This is a genomic window from Microbulbifer sp. A4B17 (genome assembly GCF_003076275.1).
Taxonomy (GTDB): Bacteria; Pseudomonadota; Gammaproteobacteria; order Pseudomonadales; family Cellvibrionaceae; genus Microbulbifer.
The window spans coordinates 2,313,462-2,328,458 of record NZ_CP029064.1; the positions used below are offsets into that span (position 1 = coordinate 2,313,462).

15 protein-coding genes are annotated in these 14,997 nt (G+C 46.4%); 9 read left to right on the forward strand and 6 right to left on the reverse strand.

Annotated elements, in window-relative coordinates:
• The first annotated feature begins 118 nt into the window (after window positions 1-118).
• Complete coding sequence (locus BTJ40_RS10430) at window positions 119-1,027, forward strand: LysR family transcriptional regulator (protein WP_108733032.1); 909 nt, start codon at window positions 119-121, stop codon at window positions 1,025-1,027.
• Between the two features lie 110 nt (window positions 1,028-1,137).
• Here the strand turns inward: BTJ40_RS10430 and BTJ40_RS10435 are convergent, their stop codons facing one another.
• Window positions 1,138-1,881, reverse strand: a complete 744-nt coding sequence (locus BTJ40_RS10435; protein WP_192879401.1) for a glutathione S-transferase family protein — start codon at window positions 1,879-1,881, stop codon at window positions 1,138-1,140.
• Window positions 1,882-2,549: 668 nt separating this feature from the next.
• On the opposite strand from BTJ40_RS10435, the gene BTJ40_RS23170 reads away from it, so the two are divergent.
• Window positions 2,550-2,768, forward strand: coding sequence for an anthrax toxin-like adenylyl cyclase domain-containing protein (locus BTJ40_RS23170; protein ID WP_108733034.1), 219 nt, complete (start codon window positions 2,550-2,552; stop codon window positions 2,766-2,768).
• A 51-nt stretch (window positions 2,769-2,819) separates the two neighbouring features.
• Complete coding sequence (locus BTJ40_RS10445; RefSeq protein ID WP_108733035.1) at window positions 2,820-3,404, forward strand: hypothetical protein; 585 nt, start codon at window positions 2,820-2,822, stop codon at window positions 3,402-3,404.
• Window positions 3,405-3,932: 528 nt separating this feature from the next.
• Here BTJ40_RS10445 and BTJ40_RS10450 read toward each other — a convergent pair.
• A complete protein-coding gene (locus BTJ40_RS10450; RefSeq protein WP_108733036.1) occupies window positions 3,933-4,352 on the reverse strand; it encodes a TraR/DksA C4-type zinc finger protein in 420 nt (139 codons plus the stop codon).
• 123 nt (window positions 4,353-4,475) lie between these two features.
• Between BTJ40_RS10450 and BTJ40_RS10455 the strand changes: the two genes are divergently transcribed.
• From BTJ40_RS10455 to BTJ40_RS10480, 6 genes are all read left to right on the forward strand, one after another.
• Window positions 4,476-4,838 (forward strand): MerC family mercury resistance protein, encoded by a 363-nt coding sequence (locus BTJ40_RS10455; protein ID WP_157953997.1) that lies wholly within the window; start codon window positions 4,476-4,478, stop codon window positions 4,836-4,838.
• A 6-nt stretch (window positions 4,839-4,844) separates the two neighbouring features.
• Window positions 4,845-5,357, forward strand: coding sequence for a DUF2796 domain-containing protein (locus BTJ40_RS10460; protein ID WP_108733038.1), 513 nt, complete (start codon window positions 4,845-4,847; stop codon window positions 5,355-5,357).
• A 3-nt stretch (window positions 5,358-5,360) separates the two neighbouring features.
• The gene (locus BTJ40_RS10465; RefSeq protein ID WP_108733039.1) at window positions 5,361-5,828 is read left to right on the forward strand and encodes a Fur family transcriptional regulator; all 468 of its coding nucleotides are present in this window, start codon (window positions 5,361-5,363) and stop codon (window positions 5,826-5,828) included.
• Window positions 5,828-6,868 (forward strand): GTP-binding protein, encoded by a 1,041-nt coding sequence (locus BTJ40_RS10470; RefSeq protein WP_108733040.1) that lies wholly within the window; start codon window positions 5,828-5,830, stop codon window positions 6,866-6,868. The genes BTJ40_RS10465 and BTJ40_RS10470 overlap by 1 nt, the downstream gene beginning before the upstream one ends.
• 121 nt (window positions 6,869-6,989) lie before the next feature.
• Window positions 6,990-9,353, forward strand: coding sequence for a M1 family metallopeptidase (locus BTJ40_RS10475; RefSeq protein ID WP_202862880.1), 2,364 nt, complete (start codon window positions 6,990-6,992; stop codon window positions 9,351-9,353).
• A 108-nt stretch (window positions 9,354-9,461) separates the two neighbouring features.
• Window positions 9,462-9,947: a DUF6702 family protein gene (locus BTJ40_RS10480; RefSeq protein WP_108733041.1), complete on the forward strand. Its 486-nt coding sequence runs from the start codon at window positions 9,462-9,464 to the stop codon at window positions 9,945-9,947.
• 159 nt (window positions 9,948-10,106) lie between these two features.
• Here BTJ40_RS10480 and BTJ40_RS10485 read toward each other — a convergent pair whose 3' ends face one another.
• The 4 genes from BTJ40_RS10485 to BTJ40_RS10500 form a co-directional block, all read right to left on the reverse strand.
• Window positions 10,107-10,664 carry a hypothetical protein gene (locus tag BTJ40_RS10485; RefSeq protein WP_157953999.1) on the reverse strand — a complete coding sequence of 186 codons (558 nt, stop codon included), beginning with the start codon at window positions 10,662-10,664 and terminating at the stop codon, window positions 10,107-10,109.
• Between the two features lie 553 nt (window positions 10,665-11,217).
• A complete protein-coding gene (locus BTJ40_RS10490) occupies window positions 11,218-11,433 on the reverse strand; it encodes a hypothetical protein (RefSeq protein WP_108733043.1) in 216 nt (71 codons plus the stop codon).
• A 148-nt stretch (window positions 11,434-11,581) separates the two neighbouring features.
• Window positions 11,582-13,897: a TonB-dependent receptor gene (locus BTJ40_RS10495; RefSeq protein WP_108733044.1), complete on the reverse strand. Its 2,316-nt coding sequence runs from the start codon at window positions 13,895-13,897 to the stop codon at window positions 11,582-11,584.
• Window positions 13,898-13,939: 42 nt separating this feature from the next.
• Complete coding sequence (locus BTJ40_RS10500; protein WP_108733045.1) at window positions 13,940-14,662, reverse strand: DUF1826 domain-containing protein; 723 nt, start codon at window positions 14,660-14,662, stop codon at window positions 13,940-13,942.
• Window positions 14,663-14,997: the final 335 nt, after the last annotated feature.

Genomic DNA, 14,997 nt, shown 5'->3' on the forward strand with positions numbered 1-14,997 from the left:
CAGCCTAGGCGAGCGGCTAAATGGCGCCGCCCCTTTCGATAACTGAAGCCTAATCCATTGGAAAATCCATATAAATGACGTATAAATGAAATCAGAATTCTGATTTTGGAGATAATGGGTGGATACAAATGGGGTCAGGCTATTTGTGCTAGCCGCTGAAATGCTCAATATCAGTTCTGCTGGGAGAAGGCTGGGCTTGGCTCCGTCGGTAGCCAGTGCAAGGCTATCCAAGCTTGAGGTTCAGTTGGGCGCAGATCTTTTTCATCGATCTACCCGGAAGGTTTCACTGTCAATTGAAGGGGAGGAGTTTCTGCCCTTTGCCAGGGAGATTATCGCCCAGGAGAACGCTGCCTATGCAGCCTTGGGGTATGGGAATTCTGTTGTGAGCGGGACTTTGAGGTTTGCGGCTTCGAGCACCTTTGTTCAACGTTTTATAGCGCCTATCCTGCCTGAATTCCTGGAAAGGTACCCTGGCGTCAATGTTGAGCTGAAGCTCTCAGACACACAAGTCAGCCTTATCGAGGGTGGCTTTGATTTGGCGCTTCGCAATTATGCGGTTGAAGATAGCAGTTTAATTGGTAGGAAGCTTGCGGATGACAAGCGAGTTCTATGCGCTTCTCCCAGTTATTTGAAAAAATATGGTGTTCCCGAAAAGCCGGAAGACCTAGTTGCGCATCAGCTTTTGGCCTTTATCAATTCAAAACCCAGGAAACTCATATCTGCGAGCGATCAGACTACTTATCAATTCCCACCTTCAAACAGCAAATCTCGAGTGACTTGTGATGATGGTGCCAGCATGCGTATCGCTGCAAAAGCAGGGGTGGGAATTTGCATGAGTTCTATCTGGAATATCCAGGCAGAAATTTTGCAGGGTTCCCTGGTTAGAGTGCTGCCTGGATATTATATAGATGATCAATCGGCCATTTGGCTCGTATACCCAAAGTCCAATGTTCTGACATCTAAAGTGCGAGTATTTATTGACTACCTGATTGAGAAAATCGGGAGCCCTCCGATCTGGGAGCATTAGATTTTTCGCTTAAAGCAATGAAGCTAATTAATACTCGGCATGATTGCTTGTTCTTCAGCTCTTTTTTCTTGGTGTCATTCGGGTTGAGGGTTAGTGGAATAGATTTAAGACTAGCTTAATAAGTCTTTTCCTATCCTTTCGCAAATTTCTTCCAAGTAAAAATCTCCTTGTTTTTCGAGCCCCCTGGAAAGTTTTAATAGGGAGTCTGGATACTGTTCTATATAGTTTTGCTTAATAATACTGTCTCTTTCCTTAAATCGTTCATACCAGGAATTTAGTTTCTTGAAGCGGCGTGGGAGTCTTACGTCATAAAACTCATCTAGGAACATAATTAACGGGAAGGTGACGCAATCGGCAATGGTGGGGGAGTTTCCATAAATAAATTCATGATTTTCATTGATGGCTGTTTCCAAAACATCCAGTCGTTTGATGAAATGGTAGGCTCCACTATATCCGGCATCTTTAAACTGCAGTTCTCGCTCTTGAAATACCGGGCTGATGTTATGGTTCCAAATTGCCAGAATCGTATTTGCTTCATCTGCCATCGTGGTTAACCTGATAACGTTGGCATAGTCGATCGCATTTTCCCCGATCATGCTTGGATTTGGGAACACTTTCTCCAGGTAGTGGATGATTGCGAGGGATTCTGTAATTGAATTTTCATTATTTATTTTAAGGATTGGAAGTTTGCCATAGGGATTCAGTTCCAGTACCTCCGGCGGGGGCCATTTTTTCTCGACTTTTGGGTCATACTCCCTTGACTTGATATCCAGCTTCTTCTCTGCGAGGTAGATATGTATCCTGCGTGGATAGAGTGCCCAGGAAAAGTTATATATCTCTAAATTGTCTGTCATTTCCATCACCTTTGGTAACGTGAAGGGTCAAAGCCCATCCTTGAAAACCCAACTTATAGGAACATTAAAAGTTACATGAGTTTACACTCTCATGCAACTTTTAATGTTACGTAATGGCATTTGCCTTTACAATGAGAAGAACTACCGGACAGGTGCTCGTGGTTTGGAGTGAGTTCAATGCTAAATCAAGCAATCCAGGCACTTCATTTTTCTAGATTTCTGTAGCTGAATTTAAAAGACCAAAATCTAAAAACCTATGCCCAAATTCTAAAGGCGTGAAGCTGGATTCCATGTAACTTATAGATTGAGCTGACAGGAGAGCCTGGAACCTTGGCCGCATACCTGAACGCACAGGATAGAGCATCTTAAGAGTCAGAAGCTCTAAGCAAGATTGGTTTTTAGCAGCACGTAAGTCTGGTTCAGTTTGAGTTCATGAATATCAATCTATAAACAGATGCGGGTTAAAAAGGTGATCAGGAATTTTAGAGCCTGGGCTTTCAGCAGCGGTAATCAGAGATTAAATATTAAAGTGGTGCCAGATTAAATTCCTGGGATTTTACCCATCTATCCATTAATTAAACACTGGCCCCAAAAGTTTATCCGGCGACTTACGTTTGTGAGACTTAATTAAACACAAGGGTAAGCACCCAAAAACAGGAAGTTGACATATGGATCTTATATTTAACAATGCTGCATTGCGCCAAAACCTTATAGGCTGCCCGGCAACTCATGCTGATGCATTTAAGGCAACGGCTTCCTCTCACCGTTGCGTTATCATCGTTCGCGCAACAGGGCCAACATGCACACAGTTACTTGAGCAGGGATATGACACAAAAGGCTTTAGGATTCATGGGAAGTCCTGTGATTGGGGGCGGTCACCGGCGTAAGTTTATGGGGTTCTATTTTCAATTTTACTCACTGATGGAAGGAAATATCTTATGACTGAGGCAGAAAAAAGACAGAGAGCGAGAAGGCGCTGGGTGCATTTGCGTTCCACATTTAGAACTCTGGGGCTTTTAGGTCGCTCTAAAGGTGCAAAAATGGTGGCTGCTCCCTATTGGCCAGAGGTTCATCACCCCAATCATCAGGCGACACATGGCCGAAATGGTAATGTTCGGTATCTCTCTGCCCGGGATAGACAGAAACATCTGGTCACTTTTACAGGGAACTCACTTGTTATTCCTCAGCAGAGAAGGTTTGAATTGGGCATTCTGCAAAATACTGCAGGAAATATTATTTTTGTGGTGGATACGCAGAGGAATTTTTATGTTGGAAGGAAAAATTTAGGTAGATTCCATCATTCTTCATTTATGGCTGGTCAGCCGGTGCTAGGTGCGGGAACTATTGTACTGGGTGCAGGATATCAAATACTTGAGGTAAACAACCATAGTGGTCACTATCGACCAGGTGCACTGGAAATGAAAAAAGTAGCTCTCGCAATAAGCTCTCTGGGGGGGATCTTAACCAGATACCTTTTCGCGTTTCAGGGGCCGGTCCCGATGTTGTTTACGGTACAGGATTAGCGCTTCTTGACGCAGCAATATAGGTAGCCAAGTTGGTATTTTTGGTAGGGGGGCGTCGAAGTTAGTGAGGACTTGAACAAGCTCGGCATCTCTTACTTGTGATTTTTTGGTGAGTTGAAGGGAAAACTCAAAATGCTTTCAAAGAATGATCTACTTCTGATTGATAGCTACCTTCAAAATTCAGTAGGGGTGACAGGTTGGTGAGAGAGTGCTCATATCCAAAGGTGTAGAAGAGAAGGTATCAATGTCACTCTGGCGGAGGGCTGGGTAATGAACACCCCGCCCATGATAAGCCCGACCGCTTGGGGCAAGGCTACAGTGGGTATGTACCTCGCGACTGGCACTTTGGTCAGTGGATTGTCCCATCTTGGTATAATGCGTAATCAGTGAACTATTTCAAATGACAGTGGCCACTTAAAAGCGGCCACTGTTATCAAAATCACTTAATTGCACCATGGCTGAAAACTTTCTAAATGGCTTATTTGAGCTATATCTATTCATTGACAGAAGGTTGGATTTGAGTGGTTCTTATCTTCGCTTGCTGTAGTTGCGTTCCAATATTTCCTGGCGAGCTTTCTCTTCAAAGGAAAGTTCTGCAGTGGGTCTTATTAGTAGGCGTCGCAGGCCAATAGGGTCACCGCTGATTTCACAGTAACCGTAACTACCATCTTTTATTTTCTCCAGAGCTCGCTGGATCTTTCGCAACAAAAGGTTCTTTCGTCCGGTAAAGCGCAGGCGTTGCTGGTTCTCCTGTTCGGCGGCTGCTCGGTCCAGGTCATCCGCCAAGGCTAGCTTAGTAGTAGCAATTGCTTGTTGCCCTTGTTCGACTTCGGTCAAAAGGTCACTTTTAAGCTCCAAAAGATACTCCTGGAAGAACGATAATTGCTTTTCGTTCATATAGTCTGAGGCGGGCATACCCAGTAGTTCCTGTTCACTGATCTGTGGCATTTCATGAATCCTAGTCGTATTGCTCTAGTTGACTTGAAATCTTATATTTATGATATAACATATCATCATGTTGTTTGAAGCGTGCTTATTTGTCTTGGTTGCTCGAAGATTAAAAGGATTATCGTGAGAGATACTTTAGGAATTTTGGCTTCTGGTCTCTGCCTGCTGCACTGTCTTTTAACCCCCTTACTACCGCTTCTGGGTGGTTTGGGGATATTGGGTGCATTTCAGGAAGACCAGTTTCTCCACTTACTTCTGCTCGTACCGGTTGTGACATTGGCATTGGCCAGTTTCCCAACCTCCTGCCGACGCCATCAACGCTATGCGGTAATGATTGTGGGGTTCTCCGGGGCGCTGCTATTGGTTGGTGCGCTTTACCTTGAAGGGCCTTGGGAGCTGGTTGCCAGTGTTCTTGGTGCTGGCCTATTGATCATCGCCCACTGGGTAAACCAGCGCTTGATGTATCGGGTCGCTCTGGTTGATTAGGTGGGGATGATGAAGTTCACTGGAATTCTGCTGATTGCTTTGTCCCTGGCTTGTCCAGCTGTTGGAGATATGGGAAGTCATGTCCACGGTAAGGCCATGATGTACCTGGTGGCTGACGCAGATAAAATCCGCATCGAGCTGGAGTCACCTTCAGCCAACTTGGTGGGGTTTGAGCATGCGCCACGTACCGGTGTTCAAAAACAACTGTTGGAACAGGTATCGCGCGAACTATCTGAGCCTGAGCTTTTCCTGGAGTTTATCGGTACCCAGTGCCAGCCCCTAAGTGTGGAAGTTGAGGCGCCATATAGCGCAGAAGTTAACAGTGACAGCTCAGTGCACAGCGGTTTCCATGCTAGTTATGAATTCAAGTGTGATAATCTGGCACGCTTCAACAGCGTCATTGTTACCCTGTTTGAGAGGTTTCCCGGTATTCATGGGATTGCAGTGCAATGGATCAGCTCCGGTCGTCAGGGAGCTGAACTGCTCACTGGTAAAGATAACGAACTGCAAATGAAATAGGCTATGAAAGCATCCCAAATCAAACAGACTCTGAGTGTAGCGGAACAAACCTGCCGCAGCTCAGGCGCTCGCCTGACTGAAAAGCGCAAGAACGTGCTTACCGTGTTGTTGCGGTCAAAAACCCCACTCTCTGCCTACGAAATAGCGGAGCATTACAACAGTGACTTCGGCGACTCAATTCCCGCCATGTCAGTGTACCGAATGCTGGACTTCCTGGCTGCAGAGAACCTGGTTCACAAGCTCAATTCAGAAAACAAGTACCTGGCCTGTGCTCATATTGCCTGTGACCACAGCCACCAGACTCCACAGTTTTTAATCTGCAATCGCTGCAGCAAAGTGCGGGAAATCGGTATTAGGCCCGAAGTCATTGATGCATTGCGCGATACGGTTGAAAGTGCTGGATATCATCTCCAGACATCCCAATTGGAGCTGGATTGTGTTTGTGATGAGTGCAGCCGGGATGCAGCTTAGTGGTAGCTAGTCAGTTAATACGCGGGGTACCTGCCAACGTTATCACCGGTTTTCTGGGCGTCGGCAAGACAACAGCCATCCGGCATCTTCTGGAAAGTAAGCCAGCTGATGAGCGCTGGGCTGTTCTGGTCAATGAGTTTGGAGAAGTGGGCGTTGACGGCGCGCTTTTTGAACCGGACCAGGAAGGCAATATTTATATTCGGGAGGTGCCCGGCGGCTGCATGTGCTGTGCGGCAGGCTTGCCGATGCAGGTTGCTTTAAACCAGTTACTGGCTAAGGCCAGGCCCCATCGATTAATAATTGAGCCGACGGGCCTGGGGCACCCTAGAGAGGTGCTGGCGGCTTTGTCTGATGCAGTGCGCGGCGGTGTGTTGGACCTTCGCGGTACGCTAACTTTGGTCGATGCTCGTTGTATTGAAGACGACCGCTACTTACGCAGTGAGACTTTTCGTCAGCAGTTGGAAGTTGCTGACCTTGTCGTTGCCAATAAATCTGATCTATACGGTCCTGAAGACTTGCAGAATCTTCAGCGTTTTCTGTCATTCCTTGGTGAGGGTACGGAAAAACCTCTACAGGTAGTGGAGCAGGGGCGTATCGAACTAGATTGGCTGCAACTCCCCTGTAGTTTCCAGGTCTCTTCGGGGAGTGACCACCATCATGCGGTAATTCAGGCAGTAGATGAAGTTGAGTTATTGCCGGAGTGTGGTTATCTCCGCTCAGAGAATAGCGGAGAGGGATATTACAGTTGTGGCTGGCGTTTTAGCCCTGAATTTGTATTTGACTATGATGCGCTCTTTTCACTATTCAGCGGCACTGACGCTGAGAGAATCAAGGGCGTATTTATTACCGAGCAAGGCGTATTTGGATTTAATAAGGCTGACAAAGTGCTCACAGTACTGGAACTGGATGACACATTGGAAAGCCGGGTGGAGGTGATTAACCAGGTACACTTGGATTGGGGGGCGATGGAGGGCTCCTGGATTGCTGCCCAGGCGGATAATCAGGATACCGAAACAAAAATATTTTATGAATCCAGATAATTATTAGGCCAGATATTCAAATCTGGCCTGGCTTATTAAGAATTTTTGCAAAGACCCGGTCATTTTTTCGAGGCCGTATTCCGTAAAGTTTTAATCTGACGTAAATCTCTGAAGTAAACCAATGAATATAAAACTACTCGGCCGCTTAACAGCGGCATTGCTTGCTATGTCCAGCATTTCGGACAGTTTTGCCGCGGACCCCCTCAATGTCACCGGAGATAAGTTCCGTCAGCTGGAGGAGCTATTGCCGACACCTAACAGCTATCGCACAGCTTCGGGAGCTCCGGGTCATGCCTATTGGCAGCAGCAGGCTGACTACGATATCAAGGTGTCGCTGGACGATGAACAGCAACTGATAACCGCTTCAGAGACCATCACTTATACCAATAATTCGCCGGATACTCTGCGTTATTTGTGGGTGCAATTGGACCAGAACCGTTTTAAGCCGGATTCATCTGGAAACCTGGCGACGCCGGTTGATCTGGAGGCGATTGCACCGGATACCATTCCATTTAAGAGTTTTCGACGTGCTCTAGTATCCGGTGAATTCCCAGGTGGATACCAGATTACTAAAGTGGCTGATGCTCGGGGAAGAGAGCTTCGCCATACTATTGTTGATACTGGCATGCGAATTGACTTGCCCCAGCCTCTGGCCTCAGGTTCCAGCGTGAGTTTCCAGATTGACTGGGCTTATAAGGTTATTGAGCAGAAAGCACTGGGTGGTCGTTCCGGTTATGAATATTTTGAGCGCGACGATAATTACTTATACGAGATAGCCCAATGGTTCCCTCGTATGGCTGCATATAACGATGTTAGCGGCTGGCAAAACAAGCAGTTCCTGGGGCGCGGCGAATTTGCACTGGAGTTTGGGGATTATCGTGTTGCTATCGAGGTGCCGGCGGATCATATCGTTGCTGCAACCGGTGTTCTTCAAAACCCGAAGGATGTGTTGACCTCCAAGCAGCGTGAGCGTTTAAGACGGGCCCGCACTGCGAGTAAGCCAGTGATGATTGTCACTAAGGACGAGGCTCTGGAAAATGAGAAAAGTCGTTCCACCAAGCGCAAAACCTGGGTTTTTGAAGCGGAAAATGTCCGTGACTTTTCCTGGGCATCTTCGCGTAAGTTCTTGTGGGATGCACAGGGTTATAAAAAGGGCGGCACCGACACAATGGCGATGTCCTTTTACCCGGAAGAAGGTACTCCGCTATGGGATAAGTACTCGACAGAGTCCATTATTCATACAATAGATGTCTATAACCGCTACAGTTTTGACTATCCCTACCCGGTATCTATTTCAGTTAACGGCCCTGTGGGGGGAATGGAATACCCCATGATCACCTTTAATGGTCCGCGACCGGAAATAGATGAGGAGGACCGCAGCAAGCGCACTTACTCCCGTCGCACCAAGTATGGGCTTATCTCGGTGATCATTCATGAAGTAGGGCATAACTACTATCCTATGATCATCAATTCTGATGAGCGTCAGTGGACCTGGATGGATGAGGGGCTGAACACTTTCGTACAGTTCCTGGCTGAGCAGGAATGGGAAGAGAAGTACCCATCCCGCCGCGGCGATGCACGAAAAATTGTCGAGTATATGAAGAGTGAGAACCAGGTTCCGATTATGACGAATTCGGAATCAGTGCTTCAGCTTGGCAACAACGCCTACGGCAAGCCGGCGGCCGCACTGAATATCCTGCGTGAATCCATTATGGGGCGTGAGCTTTTTGACTTCGCCTTCCGCGAATACGCTCAGCGCTGGAAATTCAAGCGCCCTATGCCAGCAGATTTTTTCCGCACTATGGAAGATGCATCAGGTATGGATCTGGATTGGTTCTGGCGCGGATGGTTCTACACCACTGATAATGTCGATATCAGCCTTGATGCCGTACGTCATTACACCGTTGGTACACAAAATCCTGAAGTGGAAGGGCCTTGGAAGCGTGCCCAGCATAATCGGGAACCCGAGACTGTTACTGTTGTTGAAAATCGTACGAAGAAGTTGACCCGAATCGTCGATGCTAAGCCGGAGCTGGAAGACTTCTATAACACTCACGATGAGTTTGACGTTTCCAATGCGGATCGCAATAGCTACCAAAGTAAACTAGAAAATCTAGAGGACTGGGAAAAAGACATGCTCAAGGTTGAGAGTAATGTCTACGTGCTGGACTTTAGCAATATTGGTGGCTTGGTGATGCCACTGTTCCTGCGGCTGGAATATGAAGATGGAAGTGTTGAGGATTTGCGTATCCCCGCTGAAATCTGGACTCGCAATGCCAAGAAGACCTCCAAAATGCTGGTGAGGGATAAGAGCAAGGTGCTTAAGTCTGTAGTGCTCGATCCCCATTGGGAAACAGCGGATGTCAATGTGGAGAACAACTTCTATCCACGTCGAATTATCAAGTCACGCCTGGAACTATTTAAGGATGAAAAGCAGCGTAACTTGATGAAAGATTGGGATGAGGAGCTTAAAGAGGAAGATTAGGTCTTGGAAAAAGTGCAGCTCGCAGGCGGTCGGCCTGGAGAGTTGCACTTTTGTCCTTTTTACTAAAAATATCCATCTGAAACATTCATTGTGTAGTGGTAGTAATTGATGAAAGTTTTACTTTCCTTTTTATTGATAGTCACAACCTCGGTATTTTCACTCCAGGCAAGCGCACATCGCTATCATTTTGGTTTGACCAACCTCTCCGTAAACGAGCGCACTCAAACGCTGGAGGTTTCCCATCGTTTTTTTGTTGCTGACATTGAAAAGGCTTTATCAATAAGTGCCAGTAAAGAGTTGAATGAAGCACAAAGACAGATGGAGAGCTATGTCAATTCAAGATTTCAGATTAGCCAGGAAAATGGTGAGGTGGTGAAGCTTAATTGGGTAGGTATGGAAGCTGACGTTCATGACATTTGGATATATCAGGAAGTGCCTATGGTAGATATTTCCAGTAAAAAATTGAACGTTAAACAATCAATGCTGATGGAGATAGAGCGGGACCAGGTGAACACATTGAATGTCAATAATGGCAGGGGAACTCAAAGCTACACCTTAAAGCCCGGTGAGAGTAAGGTAGGGTTCACTTTATGAGCTGGAAACTTGTCAGATAGTATCTAATTCTGTAGTTGATCGTTCAGGATTGACCTGACAGAAGACCTTTTGAAAACCGGTAACTGTCAGATCAAATCTGAACTGATGCAGTCAAAAGCAGAATAGCTCAATAGGCTATACGTCCACTCTTGAGAAAAGTTAAATTACTTGCCCCGTTACCGGCATATATATCATGGTTGTATGGGAATTGCCGTTATGATTACTATCTTTACCAAAAAAATGAGCCATATCTAGTAGCTCCCAACCGCCTGTATTTCCATCAGTAAAAACACAGTCACTTTTATTGCCTGCTCCATGACCATTTGAGGTATGAATCATTACATGTCTCATAACTCCTAAATTTGATAGAAAACCAACGAAGCAGCCCTCCGGCAAGGTCATCAAATCGTGCAGAGTATTAACTGATCGGGTTCTGGGGGTGGCTCCAAAAATTCTATTGTAGTTATTGTTACCAGTAACATTATAGTTTTTGTTGTCCATGGTTACACTTGGGCAGTTTACACCCTTGGCGCTCCAGGCACAGTAGAGCGCAGCGTCCCAGCATTGCAAACTGCTTAGTTTTGTATAAAGGGAAAGCTCTGGTCCTGTCAGAGTGCCGTTCATGAAAGCGGGTTTCGCATTTCCCATCGCCTCAGCTAACAGACGCGTTCTTCTACCCGGTGTTTGCCCTTCAGGGATTAAGGTCATTAGTGGCATTTTTGTTCCTTATTTTTATGCTTAGAAGTTGTTTTCTAAATGTTAATGCACCAAATGAATCGCATTGAACCCATGATAAATGAATGGCGGACCTAACTGTTAGAAAAAAGTGCTATTTGTAATGCTGTGTTTTAGTAGGCTAATGACAATCTATAGATGCGACTCTTTATTTTATTTTTTTTGATTAAAAGGTTGTGCCTTATGGTGGTGTGAGTCGTAAAACCCTACTAGGTAGCAGAAATATAGTTTTTCGCTGCAAGCCTTCAGCTTGAGTGGATGTGTTTCTGATGATACTTCCTATGTGTTATTAACAGCTTGGTATTGCCCCGGGGCTGTGAAAATAGGATCGTTGTAGTTTTCTTAAGTTAAAGTAATAGTTAGCGGTAAACCTTTTCTGTTTTTAATGGCGGTGGGGGTAGTGTTCGGGGTTGTGTGTTTAATCTTTAACCAGGCGCTACATAATGTCAACCTAAGCTTTTATATTACTTGAAGTTTATTGTTGTAATTTTTTTGTGATGCCTTTGGGTTTTGGCAGACGCTGGGTACTTTGGGGTTATATTTCTTTACGCGCTTGCTTAAACCAGCTAAGTACTTTCTGGTGGTGCTCTGTTCCATATAAAAGAATAAAGTTGCGTGTATGGTAGTTACTGTTGTCTTGCAGCGCGCGGATGCGCTCATCAACAAATTCTGGAGTTAGCTCAATACCGCACTCTATTGTAATACAATGCAGCCACGCGTCGAAATTATCGGGTACTACTGACTGGGTCATAATAATTCCTAATTAGATACTTGGTGTCTACAGATCCAGGGGAAGCTCTTGTGAGAATGTAAGGACTTTTTTCAGTTCTTAGTGAGAATTGTTTATACAAGCAGAGGAACCACCGGCAATAATCTTTGCCGGTGGTCTTAGTGACCGACTAGAACATACCCCGCAATCCAATACTAAAGCTCCTCCCCGGCAGTGGAGCAAGTTCTTTTAGGAAGGACGAATGCACATAGGCTAACTCGTCTGTCAGGTTATTAGCCTTAAGGTAAACGGTCAGGTTGTTTTGGTTCCCTAGAAAAGTGTACGCAAGCTCAGTATTCAAAAGTGTGTAAGCAGCGGTGGTGGTTTCCAGTTCCGCTACTTTGGTTTGCTTAAACGCATGCGTAACCTCGATCCCTGCATCCCATCCATTGGAACTATAATTTAGCATGCCGCCCAATCGTATAGGTGGGATGCGAGGCAGATTACCTCCGTCATCCAGCTTTCCTCGAACAGTGTCTCCCCACAGTGTCAGCGTGAGAGGCTTGGATAATTGCCAGGCAAATTCAGCTTCTAGACCGTAGAGTGTCGAATCCGCTTGATCGAAAACATAAACCGGCAGTTCGCCATGATCATGACTCTCTTCTTCCTCTTCGTGATCGTGTTCTTCAAAGTCTTCGCTGGTATAGCCCGTATTGCGTTCGTAGTAGAAATTATCTATCTGGTTGTAGAATAAGTTCAGTACCCAGCCGATATTTCCTGAATGCCTGCGAAAGCTCAGGTCAATGTTGTTGGATACCTCTTCATCAACATTGTTCTCATAGTAAAAATAGGGTTCTTCTGTATCATCATCCAGTTTAAAGAGAGCGCCGACTTCGAAGCTACTGGTGCCGATATGGGGGCCATACGAGAAAAGTTCAGCGGCGCTGGGGGCCCGTTGTGCGTGGGTAAAAGAGATCCCGGCATTGTAATTGGCGGCGATATCCCAGACCAAGCCAGCAGAAACGCTATAGGGCGTAAAAGTCAGTTTATCGAGGTTTTCTCCTTCCCATTCATCGTCGGCAGCTTCAACCGTGACTCTTTCGACACGGGCTCCTAGTTGCCATAGGAATTCACCCGTATGCTTTTCTTGTATCAGCCCAATTGCTGAGCTTTCTGTTGTGCTCGGCGGGGTAAAGGCCTCTTCACCTACCGCTTCAAAATCTGTAGTTTTGCTCTCCAGGGTTATTGCGCCGCGCCATCCGGCCCTTTCTTGCAATAATAGGTTGACCCGAGCTTGAAGTGTCTGATTGCTGAATGTTGTACCGACAGCGTCGTTTTCGATTTCAGAATGTTCGTAGTCTGTGTATCCAATTCTGGTGTCCAGACCACTCAACCATATGTTGTCCAGAGACAGTTCACTGACCAGCTGCCATCGGTCCTGTTTCAAATCAGAAACTACTTCTACTTCTTCTTCATGTTCGTCATGATGCTCTGATTCATCATCTTCGTGTTCATCAGAGTGGCCGTGCCCGGGAATACCATTAATTCGCTCCAGACGTCCATAGGCAAGGCCGATAGATCCATTATCTAAAAACCAGTTTCCACCAATGTTGAACCCTTTACTTTTTGAATCGCTGTTCTCTAATACTTCACTGGAATCTACGTCATGGTCGCTTGAGGAAGGGACTTCATAGTCGTCACCTTTACGCCAGAAACTGTCCACGTGGTATGCCAGCTGATCATTGCCTCCGGTATGTGCCAGCGAGGCCTCACGCTCATTTGCAACGGTATTGCTTCCCAGCGAGAAAGCAGTCCTGTTTTCACTGGAGGTGGGTATTCTCTCGTCTACCACATTGACTACACCACCGATGGCCCCGGACCCATAAAACAGGGTGGCAGGCCCTCGCAGGATTTCTATCTGCTCTGCGGTAATTGTCTCTGTGGCGACGATATGATCTGGGCCAACTCGGGAGGCATCAGCGCTGTCGAGTCCATTTTGGGTAATCAGAACACGGGGGCCGTTGAGCCCCCGGATGATTGGACTACTGGCTACTGGTCCAAAGTAGCTGGAATGAACCCCCACTTCATTCTTGAGAGTTTCCCCCAGAGTGGAAGCTTGTTTTCGACGTAGTTCTTCGCCAGCTACCACGGTTACGGGTTGTGCTGATTCAATGGTGGAAGCATGTAATGGCGTGGCTGTTACGTCGATTTGTTCGATAACGGTGTGTTGCAGGGTAATTGTCAGGGGCTCATCCTGACCGGCTTGTAGAATTATTGTTTTGTGGCTGTGCCCAGGAGCATTGATGTGGATCTCACGGAGTTGTGAAGTATTCACCTCAAGTGTAAATCGGCCTTGGATATCTGTTTGGGATTGTTGTCGACTTCCAGCGACTTCCACACTGGCGCCATAGATGGGCTCTCCAGAAGAATCTAACACCTGGCCGGAAATTCCATGGGCGAGGTTTGAAAGGGTCATCAGTGCGATAAGGTTCGCGGTAAGTTTCATGAGTTATTCCTGATAAGATTTTTACGTCCAAGTAATCGCTCATTACTCGTCGGTGGACCCGAAATCGAAAGTGAGCAGTAGTCGCAGTTGGCCGGGTTCGACACTGGGTGAGCGATGGATCAGGCCGAACCCTTCATTGCCCTCCCAGAGTTCGCCCTTGAGTAGAGCAACTGAGCCGCATGCCAAGTGATTAATGGAAGTTGAGGGGAATTCCTGATTGGCCTTTAAGTCGAGCGTATTTGGGTCAATAGAGTCTGGAGTCAGCCACTCTGTACCGGTACCTAAATAAGTCGTAATCAATCGGCAGGGCACCCGATCTACATGAAACTTGGGGCACATTGCACCGTTCAGGGTTGTTAAACGAATGCCGACTCCGTTTAGCTCAAACAGGTAACTGAACATATCTGCCAGTAGCTGAATATCAGCACACAGATGCGGGTAGGGCTTAAGCTCTGGTAATACTTCAGCGAGGCTGTCGATCTTGGTGGTGGGTAATAGAATTCGGCGATTGGGGTGTACACCATTGTTAAAGAGTGACTGGCAATCACTGGCTATGTCACTGGGCAGTTCTCTTTGCCAGATCGCCATATTAATGTCAGTTTGGAAAATATCTGCCAGAACTTCTCCCGTATCCGCAGATACGGCCCGACGGGTGTCTGGCTCCTTTACCTCAGGTACTCCTTTTTCAAATGGAACCAGCTCCGCATTATTTACCTGTGCAATAAGTGGCTCATGGATTCTGCCGGTAGAGAAAGTCAGGCTCAAGCTAGGCTCCTTTTAAGTAAATTCGACTAGTAACAAATATCTATCGCGTTGTTTATTCGCTTTGCTCTCAATGAGTGAGAGCAAGACGTTAATTTGATTCCCCACTGAGAATGTTAAATCTTCATTGGTGGAGATGATATAACGTATCATATTTGGGTTGGTGAGATTAGGCAAGGTCCTGGCATTGAAGGGGAGGCACAAATTTGGAAGCAGAATGATTGAGCTGACTTCGATAGTTGGAATGAGACTGGCGGGTGCTGTATAGAAGTAGGCTTTCTGGGGTGCGTTGGCCAGCTCCCACACTGTTTATCGCGAATATCTTTCTTATTATCGGC

Coding starts and splice junctions, on each gene's coding strand:
- BTJ40_RS10435 (WP_192879401.1), bottom strand. CDS start 1,881: ATGACAGACAATTTAGAGATATATAACTTTTCCTGGGCACTCTATCCA.
- BTJ40_RS23170 (WP_108733034.1), top strand. CDS start 2,550: ATGGATCTTATATTTAACAATGCTGCATTGCGCCAAAACCTTATAGGC.
- BTJ40_RS10445 (WP_108733035.1), top strand. CDS start 2,820: ATGACTGAGGCAGAAAAAAGACAGAGAGCGAGAAGGCGCTGGGTGCAT.
- BTJ40_RS10450 (WP_108733036.1), bottom strand. CDS start 4,352: ATGCCACAGATCAGTGAACAGGAACTACTGGGTATGCCCGCCTCAGAC.
- BTJ40_RS10460 (WP_108733038.1), top strand. CDS start 4,845: ATGATGAAGTTCACTGGAATTCTGCTGATTGCTTTGTCCCTGGCTTGT.
- BTJ40_RS10465 (WP_108733039.1), top strand. CDS start 5,361: ATGAAAGCATCCCAAATCAAACAGACTCTGAGTGTAGCGGAACAAACC.
- BTJ40_RS10475 (WP_202862880.1), top strand. CDS start 6,990: ATGAATATAAAACTACTCGGCCGCTTAACAGCGGCATTGCTTGCTATG.
- BTJ40_RS10480 (WP_108733041.1), top strand. CDS start 9,462: ATGAAAGTTTTACTTTCCTTTTTATTGATAGTCACAACCTCGGTATTT.
- BTJ40_RS10485 (WP_157953999.1), bottom strand. CDS start 10,664: ATGCCACTAATGACCTTAATCCCTGAAGGGCAAACACCGGGTAGAAGA.
- BTJ40_RS10490 (WP_108733043.1), bottom strand. CDS start 11,433: ATGACCCAGTCAGTAGTACCCGATAATTTCGACGCGTGGCTGCATTGT.
- BTJ40_RS10495 (WP_108733044.1), bottom strand. CDS start 13,897: ATGAAACTTACCGCGAACCTTATCGCACTGATGACCCTTTCAAACCTC.